The 22,211-nt window shown below is 65.2% G+C and carries 26 protein-coding genes, 1 tRNA gene and 1 pseudogene; all 28 read right to left on the bottom strand.

Annotation, left to right across the window (positions count from 1 at the left end; genetic code table 11):
- Nucleotides 1-66: 66 nt before the first annotated feature.
- The 28 genes and pseudogenes from ACFU99_RS06255 to ACFU99_RS06120 all read right to left on the bottom strand — a co-directional run bounded on the left by ACFU99_RS06255 (nt 67) and on the right by ACFU99_RS06120 (nt 22,078).
- Nucleotides 67-231, bottom strand: a complete 165-nt coding sequence (locus tag ACFU99_RS06255; protein WP_384386552.1) for a hypothetical protein — start codon at nt 229-231, stop codon at nt 67-69.
- Nucleotides 232-694: 463 nt separating this feature from the next.
- Complete coding sequence (locus ACFU99_RS06250; protein WP_384386549.1) at nt 695-1,072, bottom strand: hypothetical protein; 378 nt, start codon at nt 1,070-1,072, stop codon at nt 695-697.
- 39 nt (nt 1,073-1,111) lie between these two features.
- Nucleotides 1,112-1,624, bottom strand: a complete 513-nt coding sequence (locus ACFU99_RS06245) for a hypothetical protein (protein ID WP_384386546.1) — start codon at nt 1,622-1,624, stop codon at nt 1,112-1,114.
- Nucleotides 1,617-2,024, bottom strand: coding sequence for a hypothetical protein (locus tag ACFU99_RS06240; protein WP_384386543.1), 408 nt, complete (start codon nt 2,022-2,024; stop codon nt 1,617-1,619). Before ACFU99_RS06240 ends, ACFU99_RS06245 begins: the two co-directional genes overlap by 8 nt.
- A gap of 201 nt (nt 2,025-2,225) precedes the next feature.
- On the bottom strand, nt 2,226-3,056 hold the full coding sequence (locus ACFU99_RS06235) for a hypothetical protein (protein WP_384386540.1): 831 nt from the start codon (nt 3,054-3,056) through the stop codon (nt 2,226-2,228).
- A complete protein-coding gene (locus ACFU99_RS06230; RefSeq protein WP_384386537.1) occupies nt 3,049-3,759 on the bottom strand; it encodes a hypothetical protein in 711 nt (236 codons plus the stop codon). Before ACFU99_RS06230 ends, ACFU99_RS06235 begins: the two co-directional genes overlap by 8 nt.
- Nucleotides 3,756-4,643, bottom strand: coding sequence for a hypothetical protein (locus ACFU99_RS06225; protein ID WP_384386533.1), 888 nt, complete (start codon nt 4,641-4,643; stop codon nt 3,756-3,758). The genes ACFU99_RS06230 and ACFU99_RS06225 overlap by 4 nt, the downstream gene beginning before the upstream one ends.
- 485 nt (nt 4,644-5,128) lie before the next feature.
- Nucleotides 5,129-5,431 (bottom strand): hypothetical protein, encoded by a 303-nt coding sequence (locus ACFU99_RS06220; RefSeq protein ID WP_384386530.1) that lies wholly within the window; start codon nt 5,429-5,431, stop codon nt 5,129-5,131.
- Nucleotides 5,428-5,715 carry a hypothetical protein gene (locus tag ACFU99_RS06215; RefSeq protein WP_384386527.1) on the bottom strand — a complete coding sequence of 96 codons (288 nt, stop codon included), beginning with the start codon at nt 5,713-5,715 and terminating at the stop codon, nt 5,428-5,430. Before ACFU99_RS06215 ends, ACFU99_RS06220 begins: the two co-directional genes overlap by 4 nt.
- Nucleotides 5,712-6,671, bottom strand: a complete 960-nt coding sequence (locus tag ACFU99_RS06210; RefSeq protein WP_384386524.1) for a hypothetical protein — start codon at nt 6,669-6,671, stop codon at nt 5,712-5,714. The genes ACFU99_RS06215 and ACFU99_RS06210 overlap by 4 nt, the downstream gene beginning before the upstream one ends.
- A gap of 60 nt (nt 6,672-6,731) precedes the next feature.
- Nucleotides 6,732-6,947 carry a hypothetical protein gene (locus ACFU99_RS06205; RefSeq protein ID WP_384386521.1) on the bottom strand — a complete coding sequence of 72 codons (216 nt, stop codon included), beginning with the start codon at nt 6,945-6,947 and terminating at the stop codon, nt 6,732-6,734.
- Nucleotides 6,948-7,198: 251 nt separating this feature from the next.
- A pseudogene (locus ACFU99_RS06200) lies at nt 7,199-7,423 on the bottom strand (helix-turn-helix transcriptional regulator); the annotation flags it as partial.
- Nucleotides 7,424-8,042: 619 nt separating this feature from the next.
- Nucleotides 8,043-9,668 (bottom strand): IS1182 family transposase, encoded by a 1,626-nt coding sequence (locus ACFU99_RS06195; RefSeq protein ID WP_384386518.1) that lies wholly within the window; start codon nt 9,666-9,668, stop codon nt 8,043-8,045.
- Between the two features lie 132 nt (nt 9,669-9,800).
- Nucleotides 9,801-10,085, bottom strand: a complete 285-nt coding sequence (locus ACFU99_RS06190; protein ID WP_384386515.1) for a hypothetical protein — start codon at nt 10,083-10,085, stop codon at nt 9,801-9,803.
- A 6-nt stretch (nt 10,086-10,091) separates the two neighbouring features.
- Nucleotides 10,092-10,835 (bottom strand): hypothetical protein, encoded by a 744-nt coding sequence (locus tag ACFU99_RS06185; protein WP_384386512.1) that lies wholly within the window; start codon nt 10,833-10,835, stop codon nt 10,092-10,094.
- Nucleotides 10,836-11,460: 625 nt separating this feature from the next.
- Nucleotides 11,461-12,261, bottom strand: coding sequence for a hypothetical protein (locus ACFU99_RS06180; RefSeq protein WP_384386509.1), 801 nt, complete (start codon nt 12,259-12,261; stop codon nt 11,461-11,463).
- 340 nt (nt 12,262-12,601) lie between these two features.
- Nucleotides 12,602-13,249, bottom strand: coding sequence for a cell envelope biogenesis protein OmpA (locus ACFU99_RS06175; protein ID WP_384386506.1), 648 nt, complete (start codon nt 13,247-13,249; stop codon nt 12,602-12,604).
- Nucleotides 13,246-13,728: a hypothetical protein gene (locus tag ACFU99_RS06170; protein ID WP_384386502.1), complete on the bottom strand. Its 483-nt coding sequence runs from the start codon at nt 13,726-13,728 to the stop codon at nt 13,246-13,248. The genes ACFU99_RS06175 and ACFU99_RS06170 overlap by 4 nt, the downstream gene beginning before the upstream one ends.
- A 138-nt stretch (nt 13,729-13,866) precedes the next feature.
- Entirely contained in the window at nt 13,867-14,052 is a 186-nt protein-coding gene (locus ACFU99_RS06165; RefSeq protein ID WP_384386500.1) for a hypothetical protein, read from the bottom strand.
- Nucleotides 14,053-14,057: 5 nt separating this feature from the next.
- Nucleotides 14,058-14,131 (bottom strand) — tRNA-Ile (locus ACFU99_RS06160).
- 111 nt (nt 14,132-14,242) lie between these two features.
- Nucleotides 14,243-15,439, bottom strand: coding sequence for a hypothetical protein (locus ACFU99_RS06155; RefSeq protein ID WP_384386497.1), 1,197 nt, complete (start codon nt 15,437-15,439; stop codon nt 14,243-14,245).
- On the bottom strand, nt 15,436-15,717 hold the full coding sequence (locus tag ACFU99_RS06150; RefSeq protein ID WP_384386494.1) for a hypothetical protein: 282 nt from the start codon (nt 15,715-15,717) through the stop codon (nt 15,436-15,438). Before ACFU99_RS06150 ends, ACFU99_RS06155 begins: the two co-directional genes overlap by 4 nt.
- Nucleotides 15,718-15,746: 29 nt before the next feature.
- Nucleotides 15,747-16,109 carry an HNH endonuclease gene (locus ACFU99_RS06145; RefSeq protein WP_384386555.1) on the bottom strand — a complete coding sequence of 121 codons (363 nt, stop codon included), beginning with the start codon at nt 16,107-16,109 and terminating at the stop codon, nt 15,747-15,749.
- 5 nt (nt 16,110-16,114) lie between these two features.
- On the bottom strand, nt 16,115-16,285 hold the full coding sequence (locus ACFU99_RS06140; protein ID WP_384386491.1) for a hypothetical protein: 171 nt from the start codon (nt 16,283-16,285) through the stop codon (nt 16,115-16,117).
- Between the two features lie 96 nt (nt 16,286-16,381).
- A complete protein-coding gene (locus ACFU99_RS06135) occupies nt 16,382-17,464 on the bottom strand; it encodes an AAA family ATPase (RefSeq protein WP_384386488.1) in 1,083 nt (360 codons plus the stop codon).
- A gap of 191 nt (nt 17,465-17,655) precedes the next feature.
- Nucleotides 17,656-17,829 (bottom strand): hypothetical protein, encoded by a 174-nt coding sequence (locus ACFU99_RS06130; RefSeq protein ID WP_384386485.1) that lies wholly within the window; start codon nt 17,827-17,829, stop codon nt 17,656-17,658.
- 130 nt (nt 17,830-17,959) lie between these two features.
- On the bottom strand, nt 17,960-18,370 hold the full coding sequence (locus tag ACFU99_RS06125; protein WP_384386482.1) for an SsgA family sporulation/cell division regulator: 411 nt from the start codon (nt 18,368-18,370) through the stop codon (nt 17,960-17,962).
- Nucleotides 18,371-19,273: 903 nt separating this feature from the next.
- Complete coding sequence (locus tag ACFU99_RS06120) at nt 19,274-22,078, bottom strand: AAA family ATPase (RefSeq protein ID WP_384386479.1); 2,805 nt, start codon at nt 22,076-22,078, stop codon at nt 19,274-19,276.
- Nucleotides 22,079-22,211 lie beyond the last annotated feature (133 nt).

The following is a 22,211-nucleotide window of genomic DNA, read 5'->3' as shown; positions in this document are numbered from 1 at the left end:
GGGGGGTTCTCTTTTTCTGCCGGGACAAGCCCAGTTGCGAGGCTCAGCCGCCTGCAGTGGCGAAGATCAGCACGAGCACGATGACAGGACGAGGGACGCGTCGGCGGTGGCAAGGCGGTGCTCCCACCCCAGCGGCGAGTTGACCCGGCCCATGGAGTCGTTCCACAGGCCGGAGACAGCGTCTGCGACCGAAGCGGAGAAACCGGTGATCCATCCGGTGATGGCCGCCAAGCTGATGCCGCCGATCAGACCGGGGGCGATGATGACATGGGCGCGGTCAACTGCTCCGCTTGAACTGCCGGCGGTCGACGAGGCCGAGACCCACCTCGACGAACTCCAAGACGACGGGCAGGCACAACACACCGGGCCTGGCTCCTGTCCCGGGCGCAGCGCGAGTGCCGGAGGCGGCACGGACGGCGGTGCTCACCGGCCGACGTGGGGCGGCCCGCGGGCAATGACCGGCCGAAGTCCCGGACAGCACCCCGGGTACCGGACGGCATGGCGGTTCTTTAGAATCTGTCGGGCCTGCACCCACCACACCTGCGCCTCCTCGGCGCGGGCCCAGGCGGTCAGGGTCTCGGCCACCGAGGACAGCGGCCCTACTGCGGAGCCGCGGAATACATAACTCGGGGCGGTTATCACCGGGCGCGGGCGACTTCGCCGCAGGCGCTGGTCCCGAACATGACGCCTCGCCCTACTTGCGATCCTCGAAGAGCAGGTAGTACAGCCCGATGTGCGGGATGACGAGGGCCGCCAGTGCGACCCAGGCCCGCCCGGGGTCCTCGGCCACCCAGTCGATGAAGTCTTCGACGGGTCCGACGTAGGCCAGTACCGCGGCGAACACTTCAGTGCGGAAGACGATGTGGAAGATGCCGTACGTCATGCCGAGGGCGATCGTCAGTCCGATGCTGCGCCGTATGAAGAGAGCAGAACGAGGACCGATGCGCCGACGGCGTCCCACGGCTGCGCCGGACTGAGATTCGGCATCAGGCACCATCGTCTGAGCCTCCGGATCGTAGTCGCACATCGCCACCATTTCACTCTCATCGAATGGATATTGCTTTTCTTCCATGAGAAGCCTTCGATAAGGAACAGAAGCGCGGATTACAGATCACTCAAACTGGAGGTCAGGCTCACCCGCGGACGGCGTGTCGAAACTGCCGATCGAGCTCTGCCGGGGTCGTGAGGGACTCGCGATCGGCTCGCGCTGCGCGGCCAGTTCGGCGAGAGTGAAGCCCACAGGGCGGCCCAGACGCTGGCCGGCCATGTAGTAGGCCTGCCCGTTCGCGCGTTCACCCAGAGCGAGGACTTCGCGGGTGACAGGCTCGCCCGGGCGCTGGGGCGTGCGCTCCCGCCAGACGATCCGGTGCGAGGGCTTCTCATACGGATCCGCGCCGACGTACGTGGTCTCGCAATCGGAGAGGTCGGGGTAACTGGGCATGTACTCCAGCGGGTGTGTACCCGGCGCGCCCTGCCCGATCCGGCCTAGCTGGTTGAGAGCCACGCGCAGGAGCCGGCCCTCCGGCCCGTGAGGGTGCATCACCGCGGCGTCGTGGAGCGTCTGGAGGTCCTGCTTGAGACCGGCCGTCGGCAGGAGACGGACGGGAGGCCGACGCTCACTCATCACGCTTCTCCTGCTGGGCAGCGCGATATTCATCCGCCCACTGCTGACCGAGCTCGCCGAGGCTCTCCGCGAGCTCTTCGACGGTCATGCTCGTATCGCTGGAGGCATCGGACTCCCGGGCACGGCGAGAGAGGTCGGCCTGGAAGGCAGTCTCAGCGTGGACGTGGGTCACGTGGTCGTACTTCATGAGTCGCATGAACGCGGCGAAAGGGATGATCGCGGCCTCGGGATCGTTGTCGTCGCCGAAGATCAGCGGCGTGGTCTCGCCGCGGCGATAGAGGTTCAGCACCGTGGCGAGGTGCTCGTGCCTGATCTGGTCGGTCGGAACGACGTTGACGGGGAACTTAGGGAGCGCGGCGCCGGGAGTGCCGTTCTCGTGAGCGTTGCTGTTGTGAGTCATAGCTTCAGCCTAATCAGTCGGGAATAGCTTGTCGTCGGTCCTCATACGATGATTCTCGTCGACTCAATAAGAAGTCGAATGGTGGATCCCCCCCCCTTTTTTTTGAGAGGCGGTACGGGCGGGAGAACGAGGAGACCCGTGCTCCCGCCCCGCATGGTGCGGAGCCGGGGCACGGGCCCTGATAGATGAAAGGTCGCGGCTTCAGAAGTCCCCCTCGTCGACCTGCAGGCAGACGATGCCAAGCGAGCGCCACAGGGCCACGACTCGGTCACGGTCGTCCAGGGCCAGAAGGACGTCGTAGGCGTCACGAATACGGGTGTTGAACAGTTCGTGCTTGACGGCGTAGTCGGGGCGCATGTCTGTCTGTCCGCGCATCAGCAGCAGAGCATCGTTCGCCCACTGTCCCAGGTGCTGGCCCAGCCAGCCCCGAGTCGCATCGCGGACGTTGTATCCCCGGCCGTCACGCTCGGGCCGGCCCGAGCAGAAAAGGATCTGGTAGCCGGCGTCGCGCAGAGCGTGAACTGTGTGGATGACGGGTAGGTTGGGTACGTCCCGGAGTACCAGGCGGTAGTCGTGGTGCCCCCGCAGCAGTCTGCCGTCGGGGAGTACATGCTTTGCAATCGTCCCGTCGATGTCGACGATGACGGCCCGGGGCCTGTGTGGAGTCCCGATGGCCGTGCGTGCGTTCACGGCTGGTGTCCCTCCTGTCGAAGCTGATGCTTCAGCCGGCTCCGGAGCTGGGCCGGAGAACTCGCGCACGACGGAGACCAGGAGCGGCACGAAGGTGTCGAACGGGCTCACCGCGTACTGCGATCTGCGTTCCGCGCGGGAGACGAGGCGGACAGGGTCCTCCGGCAGGGTTCTGCACGCACCCCACTCGCACTCGGGGCATGCCCGGGTACAGCCGACGACGGGAGCATGGACGAGATAGCCGTTCCGGATGAGCCAGTCGAAACGGGCGGCCAGACTCTGCCCGTCGGACGCGGCCAAGTCGGCGTCGAACAACTCATCGGGCACGGTGAGCTCAGGCATCGGCGGGCCCCTCTCGGCTGGTAGCCGGCCCCGGCAGCGCTGGGGCATCGGATGACGAAATTCCGATGGAGGGCTCGGCGCCCGTCAGCCGGACAGCCTCCAGGACGTGAGCCTCGATGTCGGCGCGGGCCTGGGCGACGACCTGCTCACCGGCCTCCACGAGCGAGTCGACGGTGAACTGGGCGTTGCTGCCAGCACCGGCGACGGCGTTCTCCAGCACGTTAAGTGCCTCCTTCGTGGCCCTCACGCCCTTCTTCTCGTGGATCGCCTCGTGCAGTGCCGCCGTGGCGGCCTTCACACGTGTGTACATCCGGTCGGTGGCTTCGCGAACCTCCCGCAGACTCTGGGCGGTGCGAGGCTGATGAAGGACCTCGGCCACGAAGGGGTCACGCTCAGTACGCCGGATGGTCACCGGCACACCGCTGCCAAGCCCCACTGAGGACACGAGCGAGCCCCACTGTGCGAGGCTCATCTCGACCTCCACGAGCGCTTGGCCCGGATGGACCCAGTCGTGGTTGAGGTCGCGTTTGCGCATGGCCTCGCGGACGGAGAGCGAGATGGTCTCGTTGTGCAGCAGATCGGACTGGAACAGCGAACGTCCCGAGCCACTTGTTCGCGTCACGACCGCCACGCCGAAAGCGGGGTGGGTCTCACCGCCGCCCTTCGCGTCGATCGCCGGGGCCTGGGCCGGACGGCGGCTCATGCTGGCAACGCCTCAGGGGCTTCGGCCTGCTGGGCCTGGTGCTCACGGTAGAACCGCACGGCCAGGTCAATGGCGTAGCAGGTCAACAGGAAGTGACGGTCGTAGGCACGCAGGTCCCACTCCCAGGCGTCCTCGCCGAAGATCTCGGAGTTTTCGCGCAGCCATTCGTGCGCCTCGCGTTCGGAGTCAGCGTATAGCCGGGCCCTGTCGAAGATCTTGACAGCGCGCTCGGCCGGCGACTGCTTGGGAATGGGCACACCAGTGACTTCAAACCAGTCGAACTCGGCGTCGAGCTTGTCGAACTGGCCGTCCGAAAGGGCGTTGTTCACCCAGAGCTCAGTCTCGCTGAGTTCGTCCTTCCAGTACGCCTGGAGGCGTTCCTGCATCATGGCTTCGCCCTGCCCGCGCAGTTCGTGCAACTTGCGCAGGCACGCGATCTGCTGCTCGAAGAAGTGCTGGGCCTCATCACCGAGTTCCTCGTGCTCGCTGAGACTGTCCCCAACGTGCCACAGGAATATATCCGGGTGGTATTTCTCCTCCTCGTGCGAACGGCCGCCGCAGAGCTTCTCAGCCCAATAGTGCACATCGATGTTCGGCGCACCGTCGGAGTAATAGTCACGGCATTTCCTGCAGAGGCTAAACCAGTCAATCATGTCCAGATCGCGGGTGAACATGTAACCATTGGCGATGTCGCCGGAGGTGGCCAGGTGCCCCGGCCAGGTGGTGATGTCCCAGGACCACGTGCGTGTGCCGGGCTTCTGGATCCGCAGATGGCGGTAAAGACCCTCGTCATGGAGAACTATGAGCTGGTGTTCGGCGGTCTCGCTCAGAAAGTTCGAGTATGCCTGAGCGTAGGGGGTGTAGTGGTTGGTCGGTTTGGCCATGGTGGGTGTGCTGCGCTTTCTCTGAGGTGCGGGGATATTGTGGGTGAGGCGGCAGGAACGACGGTATGGCGAAGCAGGGATCTCCGTTTCACGGAGATCCCTGCTTGTTCTACGAAGCTCAGCTGACCAGCACGCTCTGCCCCTCTTGGGCGGGGAGCGTGGCGAAGAGGGCGTCGGTCACTTCCTTGCGGGGGGGGTGTTAAGCAACGTCTTGCGCTCGTGCCCGTGCCCCGGGGGAAGCCCTGGAACTCCGCGGTGTCGGTGAACGTGGTCGCCATGATGAGATACGAGCTGTCCGGTAGCCGGACGTTCACGGTGCGCTGTGAAACTGACATCTGCGGCACCATGCCCGCCAGCGCAGCGGCTGGGTCCGAGTCGTCGCGCCGCCGGATTTCGACGAGGCAGACCGGGAGCCTGGCGCCCCCAGGTTTGGGGCGAGGATGATCCAGCGGTGCACAGTGCGGGTGACAGTCCCGGATGTGACGTCAGCCACGAGCCGCCGCCTCCTCGGACGGGGCCTCTACGGTCACGTCAATGTGGGTGAGGTGGATGCCGCCCGCGTAGCCCTCGACGGAGACAACAGCCGCGCCGTGACCAAGCGTCCATGCCGGGGCGCGGGTAACGGTCGTCAGGGCGCGGCACAGGTCCACGTCAGCCTGGTTCGCAAAGCGACCGTCTGCCTGCCTCTTCCGGACCGCGACGGCGAGCGGGTCCTCCGGGCGGACGCCGGGATACGCGATTACCGGCGCACCAACCGGGTACAGGGCGTTCCACTGTTCGGCGTTCACCGGCTGCCCTCTTCGTTGTCGGCCGGCGGCCGGTGCGGGATGTCGATCCCTTTGCCCAGGGCCGGCTGGTTGTAGGAGGCGAGGACTGTTTGCCACTTCCGCCGGAAGCGGGCGGCCTGAACGAGGGACCACGCGGTGGTCACGAGCTGTGCGCACACCAGGCCCGTGATCGGCGACGGTATCCCGCCCACGGCCACGAGCCAGATGCCAGTTACGACCAGGGCGCCGACCACGCCGCTCAGGAATGCCTGGGCGAGCAGCCGGAGGAGCGGGAAGCGCGTCACGACGCCGCCCCTCCAGTTGCCGAGAGCTCCGTGGCCCGGGCGGCGTCGTACTGGGCGACGGCCCACACAGCGGCATGGCACTGGTACAGGAAGTGGTAATCCAGTTTGCGGATGTTCCACTCGGCGACATCGTCGAAGGCGAAGCCCTCTGTCTGCCGAATCCGGACGTTGTGACCGTCGCCCTTGCCCTTGTGGGTAAGGAGGTTCCAGCAGTCAGCCGAGCTGTACGAGTCATGGTCCGCGCTCTTGCCGCAGGAGCACTCGGACCGGTAGTTCATGCCGAATTCGAACTCGCTGACAAGGCGGAGGGCGCTCTGCTCATCGTCCATCCAGTGGCTGTCGAGAATTTCCTCCCGAACTTCGGCCTCCAGGCCGACGGGTGCCCAGCCGTCCTGGACCGCTTCGGCAGCTCGGTCGCGGATCTCGCGTTCCAGGCGCGTCCGGTCGTACTCCTCGACAGACTGGCGACCGTTGACGAGCTTTCCCGCCCATGAGTTCGGGTTCGGCCGACTTCCCCGGATCCAGTTGAGCATGTCCTCGGTGTCCGGGCCGAACCTCTCGAAGTGATAGCTGCCGTGGGATCCGGTGACGAGGAGGTTGTACGGCCAGGTGATGAGACTGATCTGGGACATACCGGAAAGATCAGTGAATTCGAGATGGCGGAAGACGCCGTTCTCGCGGTGCACGGTGAGTTTGTGGGTGCTCGCGCCGTCGGCGAAGTGCGCGGCCGCGCGGGCCTCGTCAATATCGGGTATCGGGGTGGTCTGTCGGGGAGGTTTCCGGAGTTCCTCTGGTTGCCCCAGACACGCTGCGCCTTCTTCGGCAGTGAGGGCAGCCGTCGAGGCGGCCTCGTGGTGGCTTTCCGGCGACTCGCCAGACAGCCGCTGGGGTTCGGTTGAGGGGCCAGCTTCGGGGTGTTGTGCGGAGCTCTGTGGCCCGTGCTCGGCGGTTGTCATCGGGTGCTGCTCCTGAGGGTTCAGCCGGTGGGGCGGTTGCCAGATTCGTCGGTACGGACTTCAGGTCCGGGAGGTCTCGGTTTCGACGGCGTCGCATTGCCGGTCGGCCGCGAAGCGGCGGTGGGACTCACGGAGGATTTCGATGAACCTGCCGGTGGCGGCGAACGCTTCGGGGCCGGGGGCGACGTCGTCGAGGATGTCGGCGACTTCGTGTTCGTCGATCTCGATGTGGATGCGGCGTTCGCCGTGGCGGTGGTTGGTGTAGATCAGGTCCATGCCGGGCTCCTGTGCGTTATCGATGTCGGTGTGGGGCTGGGCGGTTGGGGCGCACGGTGGGGCAGCGGTCTCGTCGCCATCGACCGTGTCGCAGACGGTGCAGTCGCTTTCTGCGGCGCTGGTGAGCGTGGTTGATTCGAGGGGGCATGAGTCGTTCCGGAGCCAGACGTTTATGGCGAAGCTGTGAACCGAGCCGTCGTGCCGACGGATTTCGACGAGGCGGACCGGTCGCCCGGCACAGGGGCGGAGCGTCAGCGTTCGTCATCCAAGGGCCCCAGAACATCGGCCGCCGTGATGTCGCCCCGGATCAGCAGGAGGGCGACAGCGTCGGCCCTGCCGTGCGCGCCGGCCTTCTTGTAGATGTGCCGCAGGTGGGTCTTGATCGTGTCCTCGGAGAGGAACAGGTCCACGCCGATCTTCGCGTTGGACATACCGCGCGCCACACGGACGATTACCTGCTTCTCGCGGTCGGTGAGAGGACGTGTCAACGAGGGCGGGAGCAACCCTTGGTCGCACAGGTGGCCGAGCCTGCCCCGGTGGAACGCCGCTTCCAGGTGAGGCAGAACGGCCCGCAGGTGGGTGGCGACAATCTTGCGTTGTGACAACCGGGCTGCCCGCGTCTTCTCTGTGGCACCGGTCAGGTCGTGGGTCAGTTCCTCGCGCCAGGCCGGGGGCGTTTTTCGGTAGGGTCGGGCCGATGGCATGTCAGATGCTCCTTGCGCATAAGAGTCTTCGGCATTTGCTGGCCGTACCTGAGCATCGGATCGGCCGGGGCTTGGGCTGCTTCGGGGCGGCAGTCGGGACACGGGCGCGTCGCCCTCAGAGTGGCGGACTGGCAGTCCCGGATACGAAGTCAGTCGTCGGCGCCCCGCTCGGGCTCCTACTCGCCGGTGTCGATCCAGCTCGCCACGCACGGAGGTTGGTGCGTGCACCCGCACTCGGCCTACGGGCGCGGGGCCAGGGCAGTAGAAGTGGTGCGCTGAAAGTGGCGGGACCACTGGAGGCCGCGGCCGCGGACGTAGTCAGGGACGTCGCTCACCACGGCACTCCAACTTGCCGCAGAAAGTCAGTGACTCTGTTGGTGATCTTGGGTGGTCAAGCGATGGCGAATCCGGCTGCCTCGCAGAGGATTCGGAAGCGGGGTGCGCGGCGGCCGGATGAGGTGGTGGTGTCGTACCAGTCCGCGAGGCGGCTGAGGTTGCAGGCCATGGCGGTCAGGACGTGCTGCACGTGGGTGCGGGGCAGGCCTCGGTAGCGGGTTCTGCGTAGGCCGTGCGCTCGGACGTTCTGCGAGAGGGTGGCCTCGACCCCGGCGCGGATGGCGTACCGACGCTGCCACTGCTCGGTCTGCTGGTCGAGCCGATTACGCATCTGGATCTCGTGCAGCAGCCGCGGGAGCACCGCGACAGAGCGGGAGCGAGTGGCCGAGGAGGTACACCGGGCACGGTCCGGGCAGGGCCGGCAGTCGCTGTCGGCGAAGCGGGCCTGAAAATAAGTGTGGCCGGAGATGTGCAGCTTGGTCCAGGACACACTCGTGGCACCTCGCGGGCAGGTGGCCTGCTCGTTGTCCCAGTCGATGATGAAGGCCGACTTGTCGAAGCCCGAGCCAGCTTTGGCCTGGCGGCTGTTGTCGGCGAGGATCGGGCCGAGCAGTGTGATGCCGTGAACGCGCTGGGCCCGCTCGATGTGGGCGGGTGAGAGGTAGGCGGTGTCCACGATGTGCTCGGCCGGAGCCAGCCGGCGGGTGGCGAGGTCGTCGTGGATCTTGTCGGTCAGCTGTCCGTCCTGGACGGGAGCGATGGTGGTGGCCACGTGCACCACCAGGTGCGGCACATCCCGGTCACACGACTCGGTGAAATGAACCCGGTATCCGCTCCACTCGACATCGCGTTTGACGCAGTAGTGCGCGTCCGTGTCGTAAGGGGAGTCGAACCGCAGCGAGGCCGGCGGCAGGGCCGTGCCCTCCCGCCAGCGCAGATACCCCTCGCGATCCCAGTGATACTGGTGGATCCAGACCTGCCGCAGGATCTCCACCTGCCGCAACATCCGCAGACGCGACGGGGCATCAGCCGCCCAGGCCGCAGCGAGCAGCTTCTGCCCGTCCCGGCCGAACTCCTCGGCACACTCGCGCACCGCTGCCTTGCCGCCCGGAACTTTTCCGATCTCGACTTTCCGGCCGTAGCGTTTGGCCCACTCGGGCTCAATCAGCGGCATCAGCCAGTCCGGATCGGCCCCGGCAATCTCCTCCAGCGCCGCCCGCACGCTCTCGCCCGCCAGCTCCAGCCGGCTCAACCGCCGCACCGCCGCCAGGACATGGGTGGCGTCGGTACGCTGTCGCCCTCGCCCCTTGAGTAGTCCGGCCTCTACCAAGCGGTCCAGCATCAATTGCAATAGCTGATCGGCCCGGTCACCCTCGGCCAGGCGGGCCCGGAACTCACTGAGCAGCGAATGGTCGAACCCCGGATCGTCCAGCTCAAGGCCGAGCCCGTACTTCCAGTCGATCCTCGTGCGCACCGCATCCGCAGCCGCGCGGTCCGAGAGGTTCTCCGCGAACTGCAGCACCGACACCAGTGCCAACTGCCCCGGCGAGAAGCCCGGTCGGCCATCGGCAGGGTACAGATCAGTGAAGTCGTCATCGGCGAACACCACATCCAGCCGGTCCCGCATCAGCATCACCGGCGTGCCCTTCGGACATGCCGCCCACGCTGTCCGGACCGTCATCGGAGGAATCCGCTGGAAACTTGACGGACGCATCGACATCGTCCACCGCCCCCAAACCGAGGCCACCCCGCCACGACCAGCGAACCACCGCCACCGACCGTCGTCAGCACCCGGACAAGATCACCAACAGAGTCACGGCATTGTCTTTAAGCGTCTGGCCGACCACACCTGATTTCCCGACGCTGGTAGCCCCGATTCCGGCTGATTCCCCGGCGCCGGTTTTTCAGGCGCTGGCGGCTCACCCTGAAGGAGCTCCGGGTCATAGCACACGACCTGCTCCTGCCGGAAGCTGCGCTTCTTGGTCCGCTTCAGGTAGCCGAACGCCTCCAATGGCGGCCTGGGCCGTCGTCCGGCTTCTTCGAGGTGGCGCTTGATCCGGTTGACGAAGTGCTTCAGGTCACTGGTCGTGCCAGTCATTCATGGTCAGTCTTCATTTCCCTCGGTGGTCTCTTCGTTGGTGTACTTGGCGAGGAAGCCGTCCTCGCGCGGATCGAACGCACGCTCCGCGGCGAATGCTTCGCGGTACTCGCGGGGATCGCGGCTCCCGGGTTCGTCACGTACCGTGCCGATGACCTCGGCGATCCACTTGAGGGTGTCCGTGCCGGGCCACTCCGACGAGGTGCCCAGGCCGAGCGCGATCGCGTCGACCACGTCAGTGTCGGTCGGGGGCGTATGGTCCCCGCTGCCGTTCGCACGGGAGAGCGGCAGGTAGCAGTCCCAGATGAAGCCCATGCCGAGGAACACGCTCTTGGGCAGTTTGTAGGCGTCCTCGAACGCCTGACACGCATTCGTGGGAGCGTCGAGGCCGGAGAGCCCGCCGGAGATGTAGATCCTGTAACCGGCGACCGTGAAGAGGTCAATCTCACGGGAGTAGGTGGCCTCTCCGGAGCCCGTCTCACGGAAGTCGAGGGCCTTTTCGAGGTTGTCGATGATGACGAGACCAGCACGCCGAGCGTAGTCGATGAGAACTTCGCCGTCCTTGTCGACGAGGTCGGACTCGCCGTCCAGATTCGGCAGCAACGCGCACAGTTCCCGCTCCGGCTCATCAAAGATAAAGAGCGAAGCGTCTGTGATTTCATCGAGCATCTGACGGCCGCGGTCGAAGTTCGGCGGTTCCGTGCATTCAGCCGGGAAGGCGATAGCGGCGGTAATCATGCTCTTGCCCATGAGAATCTGCTCCCTTAGGATGAGGTATAGCTGGCCTTGATTGCGTGGCGTAGTGTCGCGTCGGGGTTCCCGAGGTAGTGCAGTGCGTTGTTGCCGATGAGGTTGGCCGCACCCGAGGACCTACTTGTCCTCGGGTGCGAAAGCACTCACGTAATCGGCGGCCCAGTTCACGGCTTAGCTGATGCGGGCCTCGAAGAAGGATTTCGCGCCGGTGGAGCCGTTGGCTCTGCGCGTTAGCGCAGCAATCTGCGACAAGTACGGACCATCACGTAGCCCGCAGCGCGGGGCGCCACTCAGGGTATGGGAATGCCTTTGTGGACGGGGTGCGACAGCCCGGTCATGCGGGGCTGCCCAGGCCCCGGGCCTGGTGGGGGCGTCAGGCAGAGACTTCCATATCCAGGCCTAGGCACTGGACGTTGCTGCGACAGTCCGCCGACGCTTGAGCCCACCATTTACCTCGCGAATTCGAATGCGTACCCTGGCAGCTTCGTCAGCTGGTCTTCTTCGGCTTCGGGACGCGGCAGGAGCCAGGTCCTTCGCAGTAGGTGGCCTCGCCGGGGTTGTCCCATTCGCAGATCGGGCACCGCCAGAGAACGCCGGCCACGATTGCCGTCTCCCGGATTGCCTACTCTTGACTGTCATCGGCGGCGTCGAGCAGCTTGGTCAGCAGATCCCGCTTGGGAGTGCCCTCTGCACTGTCATCCAGCACCACGGCGTCGCCGACCTCCACGCGCAGTGGCACGGTACCGTCGGGACGGACCAGCTGGTCTTCCGCGGAGTCGAGGTGCACGGAGACCCGAACGGCGTCGGCTTCCTGGTCAAGGTAGGCGAACACCAGGACTCCTTCGACTTCGACGCACGGGAGATCGTTGTTGTCGGTCTGCGGATGAAAGGTGGCATTCCGGTTCGCCTTCTCGCACGTATCCGCGTTGGGGAAACGGTAGTCGAGCGGCACAATACGGGTCCGGCCACGCCTGGTGATCTCCTCGGTGTAGATGACGTATCCCTCGTCCTGGCGGCAGTCGCCATCAGGGCCGTAGTAGAGCCGCACGGTTTCGCAGTTGTCCGTAGGCGGCTGGTCGGGGACGCCCTTCGCACCAGCAAGTTTGTGCCAGACACCGCGGATATACTCGGCGAGTTCGTCCAGCGCGGAGTTTTTGTCGTCGTGGAGCGTCACATCGTCGTGATCGCGGTCCCAGCGGCGCAGCACCAAGACTTGGCGCACCGGGCGTGAACTGATGAACGTCACGACTTCGGGGTAGGGAGGCTGCTGGTCTGCATGCTCGGCGAGCATGGCATGGCGTGCGCGGCTGAGATTGTCCCGCTGGTATTCAGAAAGATCGCTGGGGTCGGGGTTCTCCCACAGCTCCACGGCAGTCTTCGCCAGGCACTCGATGTCCAGCGGGTTGAAGAGTGCAGCAATCACAGGGCTCTCCTTGAAAAGGGGCAGAGGTGTTGATCAGGATTCGTACCGCCGATCACCCCTGCTCATCGCGAGAAGAGCGGCGTGATCGTCAGGGTTCTCCGGCAGGCTGGGCCGGTGAGTGAAGGGGCTACAGCCACCTGAGTGATCGGCGTCCAACTTGCAGTCGAACGGGATCGATCGCTTACGGCCCCTCCGGCAGATGCGGAGACCCATGACGTGCTCCAGAGGGATCAACCTGGGATTCGTGAACCCGACGTCCAAGGCTGGCCGTTGCCCACCTCAGCACGCGGGTTCCGGCGGGGCAGTGCTTCAGAAGACGCGAACTGACGGGCGATGGCCATCAGTCGCTCTCGTTCACGGTGTTGCGCTGCTGAGGTGCATCATCGGACTGATGCGGGTATCTGGCCGTGACGCCCTCGAGTCCAAGAGCCTGGCGGGCGAGGGCGAGCAGGCTGTCCAGGTCCGGGCCCGCTGCGGGGCGGATGGAACGCTTGCGCAACACGGGTACGTTCAGATCGAGACCCAGCAGTTGGCCGGAATGCTCCGAGTCGGCTTTCACGCAGTACGAACCGGGTGTGATCCACCAGGCGTCGAAGGCGTCGGCGGGACGTCCGGCGCGCGCCCCGTGGCTCGCTTCGGCCGCTCCAGGCAGGCCCGATGAAACGGGCGAGGACCGGTAGCGGTCGGTCTCCCCCGACAACATCGGACAGGCGCGCACGCTGTACGCGAGGCATTCCGGGTGCATGCCGGGCTCGGCGGTGTACCCGACGTGCACATCGGCAGGCCGCACTGCGAGACAGATCCGTTCATCGAAACTCTGCCCGCACACCTGGCAGCGCCGTTCGGCGAGTGCCCGGTCGCGCCGGGCTTTGTCGAGTGCCCCGAACAGGTACCGGCCGGCGGTGTATAACGTGATCCACGGGACGACCAGGCCACCCGCGGTTGGGAGGCCCGCGCACCGCGTCGGCACCGGCAGCTGTGCGGTCACCGGTCGTCTCCTTGCGCGTCACGTGGGTGGGGAGCGCCGCCGTCCTGGCAGGGCAAGTCGTGGAGCCAGGGGACGCCACACCAAAAGCGGTGCGACTCCGGGTCGAAAAGCGGCGTCTCACGGGTGGACGGTTCGCAGTTGCCGCGGAAGCGGCCCCGCTGCCACTTCGCTGCAGCCGAGTTCGCCACCGCGGTGACCGCACGCTCGTGTTTCAGGCCGGCCGCGCGTATGTGTTGCACGGCCTCGTCAGCATCGCCGCTGCCGTCGGAGGCCATGCGGCCGTGCACGTACGTACACATGCCGGGGTTGACGGCCTGTTCGAAGGCATGGAGCGACATGCTTACCGGGTGCGAGAGGGCGCTGAGGGCGGTGTATGAGGCGCTGGGGTGCTCCCAGCTCGTGCCGGTGGTGTGACGGTCATGGTTGGATTGGCGGATGTTTCTGGCCGCCTCGGAACGCCTGTAGGCGGGCTCGGTCATGGTCGTTGTTCCTTGGTGTCAGTGATGTCGTGGGGCGTGCAGCGGTAACCACTCGGCGGCGAGGAACATCTCGTCGGGCACCGGGACCTGGAAGGGCCCCTCTGGGCTCGCCGCTGTCGGCGGGGACGTCGTTTTCACTCATTGGCGGCCCGCACGCTCGCCGAGGGCACACAGCCGCTCGGCCGGCGTCTCGGCCTCGGCGCAATTGAGGGCGATGGCCACGTCGGAGGTGAGCTGACCGCACCAGGTGCCGGTGAAGGCGTGCGCGGCGCCGGACAGGATGGTGATGGTGACGGCGGGGAACTCACGCCTTACAGCAGCCATTTGGGTCGCACTGATGGGACTCGAACCCACGACCTCAGGACTTATAAGATCCACGCTCTACCAACTGAGCTACAGTGCGTCGCTTTTGAGTTGTGCAGGCCGCGCCCGTGGTGGCGGTCGGAATGGAGGAGCCCGGCCGCCGGCCTACGGATCAGGGGTGGCCAGGCAGCACGATTGAGGGGATGTCCTCTCACATGGCCCGACCTGGTGGCGATGATGAGCCGGCCCTTCCGCCAGTTGAAGCGCTTTTCGGGCAGAGGCTCGGCAACTCAATGGATCTGCGGGTGCTCATGTCCTTCTCCAGCCGGAAGGGCAGCGACTTGCCCGGCCGGGCTCTCTGCGAAGGCCGAAGCTGTGGCTCTTCCGGGTGGGCGGCGGTGAAGGAGGTGAGTGACGATGGCAGCGACGCGCGCAGATACGGGGTCAGAACGCGGCGAAGCGCCTCGCCCGGATGCGGTGCCCGCGACTCCAGTGGTGGGCGAGTAAGTTCCGAAGCAAGCAGATCCAGCCCTTCGGACATCAGTGGGGTTCTTCTTGCATCGGCGAGTCGGGCTAAGGTCGAGGTGAGTTCCCGCCACTCGCCTCGGCGCCGGGCGAGCCAAGCGTCGACGGCCAGGACGTCGATCCGGGCCGCACCATCCTCATGACGGTCTCCGGCTACCTGTCGCCACCGAGCGGCCCGCTCCATGTTGCCGCGCCGGCATGCAAAATAAGCCACTGCCAGATCGAAGAGCGGAGTACCTCGGACGCTGGGCTCATCCCACCAGACCCGCTCCACGACGGCGGCCCAGCCCCACTCTCCGAGCCGTAGCGCCTCCAGCAGGGTGAAACCTGAGTCCGCGGCAGGGCGGACCTCTACCGGACCCTGCGGCCGACGCTCAGTGGGCCGCAGGATGAACAGGGATCCCCCCGGCACCAGTGTGCATACCGGACGCCGCCGACCGCCACCCACCTGCAGGACGGCGGGGCCGCCCAGCGGAGTAGCCACTGTCGTGGCCTCGCCCGTCTCCATGTCCGATGGGTCCCTCACGGTCCATTGGCCGTCCGGCTCTCGGCCCCACAGCCTGATCCAGCCGTTCGCAGCCTGAAGCGGCTCTTCGGCGTCCGAGCTTTCCCCGTTCGTGCGTCGTATGGAGAGCACTGCCTGCTGGGTGCGGCCGCCGGTCACCACGATGGGATGGACCGAGAGGTAGGGGGACCAACCGTGGACCAGGCACCGCTCCTCGTGCGGGATCTTCACCGGGGTAGGAATCTCGGCGCGCAGCGGGACGCGCGTCAGCCGATGGCTACTGCGATCGAGGACCTCGGCCGCGCCGATGACCGTACCCGGCGTGGCGTCAGGCAGTGCGGGAGTCACGATGTCGACGTGTGCTGTAGCGACGCTCACAGTTCGCGCACCTCCACCATCCGCGGGCGGCAGGGTGCCCGCATCCAGATGTCGTCATTGCGGCCCCATAAGCGACTGTCGGTGAACGACATTTCGGTCCACGCCGGGTCGACGAGGTCGTGTCCGATCCAGGGCCCCGGCATGGGCGGGCGGGACGCGAACAACTTGGTACTCGCCTCAAAGAGCTTGGCCTGGCTCTTGTCGGTCAGGCGTTCCTCGGACCACTCGAGGTTGTCGTGTTCCTGATCTTCTGAGGAGGTGCAGCGAGCGGAGGCCATAAGTTTGTTCCTGATGCGTATCGGGCTGGTCAGTACTTCCCGCGCCGGCGCTGCAGCCGCCAACGGTAAAGGGGGCTCGGCACACGGTTGGATTTCCGCCGATTGTGCCGGCGGCAGAGCAGTTGGCCGTTCCACAGTTCGGTCGGCCCGCCGCGGCTCCAGGGGTGTATGTGATCCGCCTCGGTCCCCGGTGCCGGGCATCGCAACCACAGAGGTGGTTTGTGCTCGCACCTGCCGCTGGCCTGGCTGATGAGCTGCTGTTTCTGGGACCAACTGAAGAGCCGGGTGGGATCCCGCCAGCGCCACTTCCGGCCAACGCCGATGGCGAGACACAGGACGCCGAGCGCAGCGACGGCCAGGCAGGTGAGCAGCACAGTCGGATTTGGCTGCATGGCACTCACTGCAGGTCACCGCCGGAGGCGAGCAGCCTACGCCCGGTGGCCCAGAACAGGTTCTCGGAGTCGATGACCGTGAGGAGACGAGCCGTGCTGAGGGAAAGGTTGCCCTCTGGGGGCTCACGATGCTCTGCGCCAGGGTCGGAATCGGAGACGATGCGGTACTTGGGCATGGCCGAAGAGTGCTTTCTATACAGGGGGGCGTGAGCCGGACGGCCAACCGCCGAGGTAACCCAAGTGACTCCTCGGCGGTTCGGAAGAGGGTGTCTTCAGAAGTCGATGGAGTGCTTCGGGGAACGGCGCAGTGTCACCGAAAAGGCACTCAGGTCCCTCTCGGCGTCGGACGACGTGTCGTCATCGTCGCGGAGATCGGTGAGCGTGAAGGAACCCGGCTGAAGCAGATAGCCGTCCTCGAACGGGACAGCGTCGCACATGCGGAACTGCAGCCCGGTGTCGGTATCCCAGTCGTTGATGGTCTGCAGACTGTTGCTGTTGAACAGATCGACAAGACCGTCGAAGACGTCGGTGTCGCCATTCTGCCAGGTGATGTGAGCTTCGATCGACGAGCTGAAGCGCCCACTGCGCTTGATGTTCAGGTCCCCGATCACCTCGACGAACGACTCCCCCAGGCGCAGCTCGAAGGCGATTGCGCGCAGGTGGTCGAAGTTGATGTCGTACTTCCGTGAGAAGTCGACGATCTCGGCCACCTGTTCCTCGGTCACTGCGGGCACTTGATCGCGCAGGTAGGTGGCCACGGTCTCGGGCTCGGGGTAGGCGAAGCGCATGTGGTAGTGGAAGCGGCCGGGGCGGTTGAGCATGTAGTCGTTGACGCGCTTCAGTTCGTTGACCGACAGGACGTAGAGACGCTTCGCCGTGCTCAGCCCGTCGAACAGGCTCAGGAACTGTTTCTGCGACTCGTCGCCCTCGTTGGAGAAGATCTTCTCGAACTCGTCGAAGACGACAACGACTTCGCCCAATTCGTCCAGGAAGGCAGCGAGCCTCGGCGTGTCGTGCTGTACGAGCACGGTGGGAAGCTTGTGCTCCTCGCGCATCCGTTCGGCGAGCAGGCGGAGCATGAGGCTCTTCCCCATGCCCTTGTCGCCAGAAAGGATGACGCCGAGCGAGCGGTCCATGGCCGAGTAACCAGTGGCGATCCGCTGCACACGGGAGGCATGGCTGCCGTAGAGAGTCTCCTCGACAGATGCCAGCGGCTCCGTCTGGCGCAGGCTGTAGCCGGTGATCTGGGAGAACTCGATGACGTAGGTAGCCACAGGCAGACTGGCAAAGGTCTGCACGGAGTCCCCGTAGAGACGGAACTCCCCGTCGGAGGCCACGATCGTGGGTGCGGGCATGGAGGATTCTCACTTTCGGAGAAGTATGTGAATGAAGATGACGGTGGGCAGCGGCATGCAGAGGATCGGAAGCCAGTTATCGTCCGGGGAAATAAGGGGGTGTCCAGAAAGTTGTGCAGCTCGACGATATGGTCCTGGTGGGTGCCGAGTGCGACATCGACGAAGATCTAGGAGCGGAAGAACAGGCCGTCTCAAGGTGAGGATGCGCATTTCGCCGGATAGGAGGCCGCACCGACCGGGACCTTGCTGTCATCGTCGGGACCTTCGCTCTCGCGGAGGCTGATCTCAGCGTTCATGTCCATGTCGGTGAGGTCGGGCGCAGTGCCGACAGCTTTCTCCAGGCTGATGTCCCAGTCTTGTTCCATGCGTGTCTACAGGGTTGCCCTTGTCTGGACGTGGGCGGATGGAACATGCGCCTTGCTGTGCGCCGCTGGTGTGACATGGCGGCGCGGCTCTTCTTGCGCTCGGCCCGTTGTGGGCGCGCCGGCGCTTGGCTCAGTGGGTCAGAAGCTTGTCGAGGAAACTGTCGACATCGACGAATTCCGACTCCCGGCCCGCAGGAACGGCTTCGAAGGTCTTGTTGAGCCATTCCTTGACGGACGCTGCCGGTCCTTCAAGGCAGGCGCATCCGTCAGGGGAATTCAGTTCGATGCTGAGGAGGCGGTTCTGGTGAGGGCCGATCGGAGTGATCTTCACGTCGCCGATGCCAGCAGATGCGGTGAGGCCTTGGTCGAGCAGTTCCCGGGCGAACGTCCACTGGACCACATCAGGTGTGACGTCGAAGGAGAACTGCACTGCGTAGGGGTCCGTGTGCTTGTAGTACAGCCGCGCGGGGACATATACACGCACGTCCGGGCCGGCCACGAGCGACATGCGGATAGTCAGTTCCAGGCCGGGAAAGTCCATGGGTGGATTCCTGTTCTTCGGCGGGAAAATGTGGTGGAAGCGGGCGGGGGGCCTCACGCCCGGCGGTACTCAAACACCGCCGCCCCGCCGAGGCCGCGAGGGGTACATGGCGAGTGCGGCCTGCTGCGCTTGGCACTCCGCCAGGGCTTTGACGGCGATGAGTGCCTCGCCCTGGACGGCCCGTTGGTCGAGGCAACGCCCGGCTTCGGCGAGGCCCTCGATAAGTGATCTGCCGTATGCCTTCGTGCTGGGCCGGGCGCTCTCGGGCTGCTTGTCGCGTACAGCTCGCTGCTCGTCATGGACGGCATACAGGCGCTGGGTGGCCTTGTGTGGTTCCCGTACGTGTCAGGCGTGGCGCCGGGGACGGGCGGAGGGCGCCGGCTGGACGAGTTGCTGCTCTGCGACGTGCGGGAGTTCGCCGGCGTGGTCGTACACCCGGCCGAAGGCGAACAGGGGGTGTCGGCGTCACGCTGTAGCTGACGCAGGCCGCGGGCCTCCTCGTCGTGAGGCTGGAAGGCCTCGGGGCGGAGTGTCGGCTGGAAGAGTAGCCCCAGACGGCGAGGATCCGCCGGCTGTGTCGCAGGTAGGAGGTGGCGGGGGGGACGCAGATACGACCGTTGTGCCGCCCGGCTGCCGGGCTTCGAGTGGCATCGTCAGGCAGGGCCTTTGGACGGACGGTTGGGCCGCAGAGTGTCCAGATGTCCTCCGTCTGGGGTTGATCCGCGCGTGAACCCTGCCTATCGGGAGGGTGCTTGTCCGCGGTGCTCTGGTGCCGAACACGGTCGTCGTATGACCTTCGAGGCTGCGTCCTTCAGAGGTGTGAGGTGGGGAAGACCGCAGGGGCGGGTACTCTCGACGAGCGGGACACCCGCCCCTGTGGCATGGGGTAATGGCGGCGGTCGGTCAGACGGCCGCGGTGACCGCGGAGCGGTCGTCGGCGCCGCCAGGAGCAGCGCTGTCGTTGTCGTTGTCGTCCAGGAGATCCGGATCCAGGCCGAGGGCGCGCACGGCGTTCCTCTTGTCGCGCTTGGTCAGAGCCGTCACGATCTGTTCGTAACTGCTCTGGATCGGCGGATTCTTCACGGTGCCGTAACCGAGTACGTACTGACTCTTCATGGCGCGGGTGAAGGCGACGTAGAACATCCGCTTGGTGTCCTGGGTCATCTTTGTGTCCTCCTTGTAGAGGACGACAGCGTTGTCGAATTCGAGGCCCTTGGCACCGTGGATCGTCGACACGACCAGGTCGGCCTTGGACTCGAGGTTCTTCTGCTTGCGCTCCTGGTTCTTCCGCTTGGTGATGTTCATCTTCCGCTGGTTCCGCTGAATCTCGGAGGAGAGCAGGTTGTCGCGCAGCCGGTCGAAGAACACCTTGTGTGTGAGTGTGCCCTGGTGGCAGAGCGTGACCCAGCCGTTGATGGTCGTGATGTTCTCGATCCACCACTCGGAGATCGTGTGCAGGATCGCCTTCTTCACTCTGGCGTTGTCAGCGTTCTTCGTCAGCTTGTCCATGTTGTCCTTGATCCCCTGGGAGACCACGAACGCGGCGTTGACCGGCGGCGCCTGCAGGACGTCGTTCCAGAAGCTCTTGATGTACTTCGAGAAGATGTCCGTGGAATTGCCTCTATCGCTGACCAGAGAGGCGACGTGGCGGTTCGGGTAGCGTTTTTCGAGCACGTCTTGGACCAAGGCCACCTCGCGGCGCGTGTGGGCCAGGAAGGCCACCTGCTCGCCCCGGTCCAGGCACTTGTCCACGTAGTCGGGGATGACCGTGTTGCGCACGACCGCCTGCAGGTCCTGGCCGACGAACTCGGTGAGTCTGGCCACCTCGCGGTACTCCAGGATGATCTTCTCCTGGAACGAGTCAGCCGTAGGCATGGCGAGCGAATTCGCCTGCAACTGGATGTTGGCGAACTGGTTGGTCTCCAGTCCGCCGAGCACGACGTTCGCGAAGTCCAGGATCTCCTGGTTGCTTCGGTAGTTCGTCGTGAGCTTGAAGGTCGCGAAGACTTCCGAGCCCTCCAGGGTGTTGAGTGCGCGCGGGTTTGCCGAGCGGAACTCGTACAGCGTCTGCGAGGCATCGCCGACGATGAACAGGGATTGAGCGTGCTTGGTGATGTACTTCAGCACGTAGATGAACTCAAATACGCTGTTGTCCTGCACCTCGTCGATGATGAGGTATTTCGACTGCACGTGGGGCGGCTCGGCCATGTCGTCGATCTTCTGGTAGCAGATGATGATCTGCAGTTCCAGTGACGTCTGCTCGATGCGGTCGAGCAGAGCGATCACCTCGTCGAAGTGGTCCTCGACGAAGGTGTTCAGGGCCGTGAACGCGCCGGTCCTGTTCTGGTCGACTTCCAGCAGGCGGTAGCGGAACGCCGCCGCGAACTGGCTGTTCGGGTAGAAGATGTCCATCGAGTTGATGATCGTTTCGATGACCGAGACCTTGTGACTCGGGTGGTTCATCGCGTAGATATCCAGGATCATCCTGGCGATCGTCATCGAGCCGACGTCGGGGTTCTTCTCCGTGATGTTGTCGGCCGCGGCGTTGGTGAACGAGAGCACCGTGACGTCCGCGGAGGGGACGCCGCAGGCTTCGAGGTACTTGATCCGTTCCAGGATCACGGTCGACTTGCCGGTGCCGGCTCCCGCCTGCGTCATCACCAGCGGCTCGTGCGTGGTGAGCGCGTCGAGCTGCTGCCTGGACAGGTGGGGCGGCAGGCTCGGAGGCGTGGCCGGCTGCGCGGGGACGGTCAGCTGAGGTTTCATCTGCTCGAGGTGGTCGAGCGTGTGGTTCATCAGCAGACTGAGGTTCTGCTTCGACAGCTTCGTGGCAATCTGACCGGAGAAGGCCGTATTCAGTTGCTTGTGGATCCGGCGGTAGGCCTCCAGCGGGACGTTGTAGTTCTCCAGGTAGCGCAGCTGGACGGCGAGCATGTTCAGCTGCTGCTCCGTCGGACCCGCGGGCATGTCCTGGATGTAGCGGCAGACTTCGTCGGCGATCTCTTCGGAGTCCCAGATCTGGGCCAGGCGCGTGATGCGCTCGTAGATCGCGTACTGGCGCATCCACTCGTCGAAGTCGTCGCCGAGGTTGGAGGCCGTCAGGTGGGCAGACGTGAGCGCGTCCTGGACGAAGTCGCGGGCGTTCTCCAGCGGGCTCGTGTCCCACTGCAGGAAGACGGCGGCGACGTGGTTGGCGGAACCGACCGAGCGCGGGACGGCGGTCGCGTACTGCGGCTCGGGAAGCCCCTTCTTGAAGAAGTACAGCTCCATCCGGTACTGGATGACGAGGTCACGCGTGGACTTGTCGCCGGATTTGTCCTCGTAGAGCACGAGGGCCTGCGGAGTCATGTCGAAGACAACGTCCCAGTTGTTGAACCGGCTGGCAGAGGTGTCGACGGCGAAGCGGTCGTCGGTGTGCGGGCTCGGCAGGGTGAAGGACCCGCCGGCGTTCAGGGCACGGCGCGTGATCGGCGCGAGCGGGATCGACGTCGTGGTGATGCCGTGCTGCGTCGAGCTCTGCGTGACCTCGATGTCGGCAGCCGCGGTGTAGGCGGTGTTGGTGGCAGTGTTGATGGGCCGCAGGGACTCGTTGAGCAGACCGGTCTTCTTGCCGTTGCCGGTGAGTTTCAAGGAGAAGAACTTCGGGTCGACGACCTTCTGAGCAACGGCATTGGCCAAGAGGTCGAGGCTATCCAGCAGGACAGGCATGTCGTTGCCTTTCTTTAACGGGTCGAGGGATGGATTGAGAGAAAGCGTGAACAACGCCGCACAGCCATTTCGGCAAGAAATGAGTCAGTCGAATGTTCGAAGGTGCACGAAAGACGCAGCGATGGGGTTGGGG

Origin of the sequence: Streptomyces sp. NPDC057654, from assembly GCF_042800135.1 — a bacterium.
Taxonomy (GTDB): domain Bacteria; phylum Actinomycetota; class Actinomycetes; order Streptomycetales; family Streptomycetaceae; genus Streptomyces.
This window is presented reverse-complemented; position numbering and strand designations above follow the sequence as displayed.

Coding starts and splice junctions, on each gene's coding strand:
- ACFU99_RS06210 (WP_384386524.1), bottom strand. CDS start 6,671: ATGACAACCGCCGAGCACGGGCCACAGAGCTCCGCACAACACCCCGAA.
- ACFU99_RS06250 (WP_384386549.1), bottom strand. CDS start 1,072: ATGGAAGAAAAGCAATATCCATTCGATGAGAGTGAAATGGTGGCGATG.
- ACFU99_RS06145 (WP_384386555.1), bottom strand. CDS start 16,109: ATGCAGCCAAATCCGACTGTGCTGCTCACCTGCCTGGCCGTCGCTGCG.
- ACFU99_RS06130 (WP_384386485.1), bottom strand. CDS start 17,829: ATGGAACAAGACTGGGACATCAGCCTGGAGAAAGCTGTCGGCACTGCG.
- ACFU99_RS06230 (WP_384386537.1), bottom strand. CDS start 3,759: ATGAGCCGCCGTCCGGCCCAGGCCCCGGCGATCGACGCGAAGGGCGGC.
- ACFU99_RS06205 (WP_384386521.1), bottom strand. CDS start 6,947: ATGGACCTGATCTACACCAACCACCGCCACGGCGAACGCCGCATCCAC.
- ACFU99_RS06125 (WP_384386482.1), bottom strand. CDS start 18,370: ATGGACTTTCCCGGCCTGGAACTGACTATCCGCATGTCGCTCGTGGCC.
- ACFU99_RS06120 (WP_384386479.1), bottom strand. CDS start 22,078: ATGCCTGTCCTGCTGGATAGCCTCGACCTCTTGGCCAATGCCGTTGCT.
- ACFU99_RS06225 (WP_384386533.1), bottom strand. CDS start 4,643: ATGGCCAAACCGACCAACCACTACACCCCCTACGCTCAGGCATACTCG.
- ACFU99_RS06240 (WP_384386543.1), bottom strand. CDS start 2,024: ATGACTCACAACAGCAACGCTCACGAGAACGGCACTCCCGGCGCCGCG.
- ACFU99_RS06170 (WP_384386502.1), bottom strand. CDS start 13,728: ATGACCGAGCCCGCCTACAGGCGTTCCGAGGCGGCCAGAAACATCCGC.
- ACFU99_RS06235 (WP_384386540.1), bottom strand. CDS start 3,056: ATGCCTGAGCTCACCGTGCCCGATGAGTTGTTCGACGCCGACTTGGCC.
- ACFU99_RS06195 (WP_384386518.1), bottom strand. CDS start 9,668: ATGACGGTCCGGACAGCGTGGGCGGCATGTCCGAAGGGCACGCCGGTG.
- ACFU99_RS06165 (WP_384386500.1), bottom strand. CDS start 14,052: ATGGCTGCTGTAAGGCGTGAGTTCCCCGCCGTCACCATCACCATCCTG.
- ACFU99_RS06135 (WP_384386488.1), bottom strand. CDS start 17,464: ATGCCCGCACCCACGATCGTGGCCTCCGACGGGGAGTTCCGTCTCTAC.
- ACFU99_RS06190 (WP_384386515.1), bottom strand. CDS start 10,085: ATGACTGGCACGACCAGTGACCTGAAGCACTTCGTCAACCGGATCAAG.
- ACFU99_RS06185 (WP_384386512.1), bottom strand. CDS start 10,835: ATGGGCAAGAGCATGATTACCGCCGCTATCGCCTTCCCGGCTGAATGC.
- ACFU99_RS06245 (WP_384386546.1), bottom strand. CDS start 1,624: ATGAGTGAGCGTCGGCCTCCCGTCCGTCTCCTGCCGACGGCCGGTCTC.
- ACFU99_RS06150 (WP_384386494.1), bottom strand. CDS start 15,717: ATGGCCTCCGCTCGCTGCACCTCCTCAGAAGATCAGGAACACGACAAC.
- ACFU99_RS06140 (WP_384386491.1), bottom strand. CDS start 16,285: ATGCCCAAGTACCGCATCGTCTCCGATTCCGACCCTGGCGCAGAGCAT.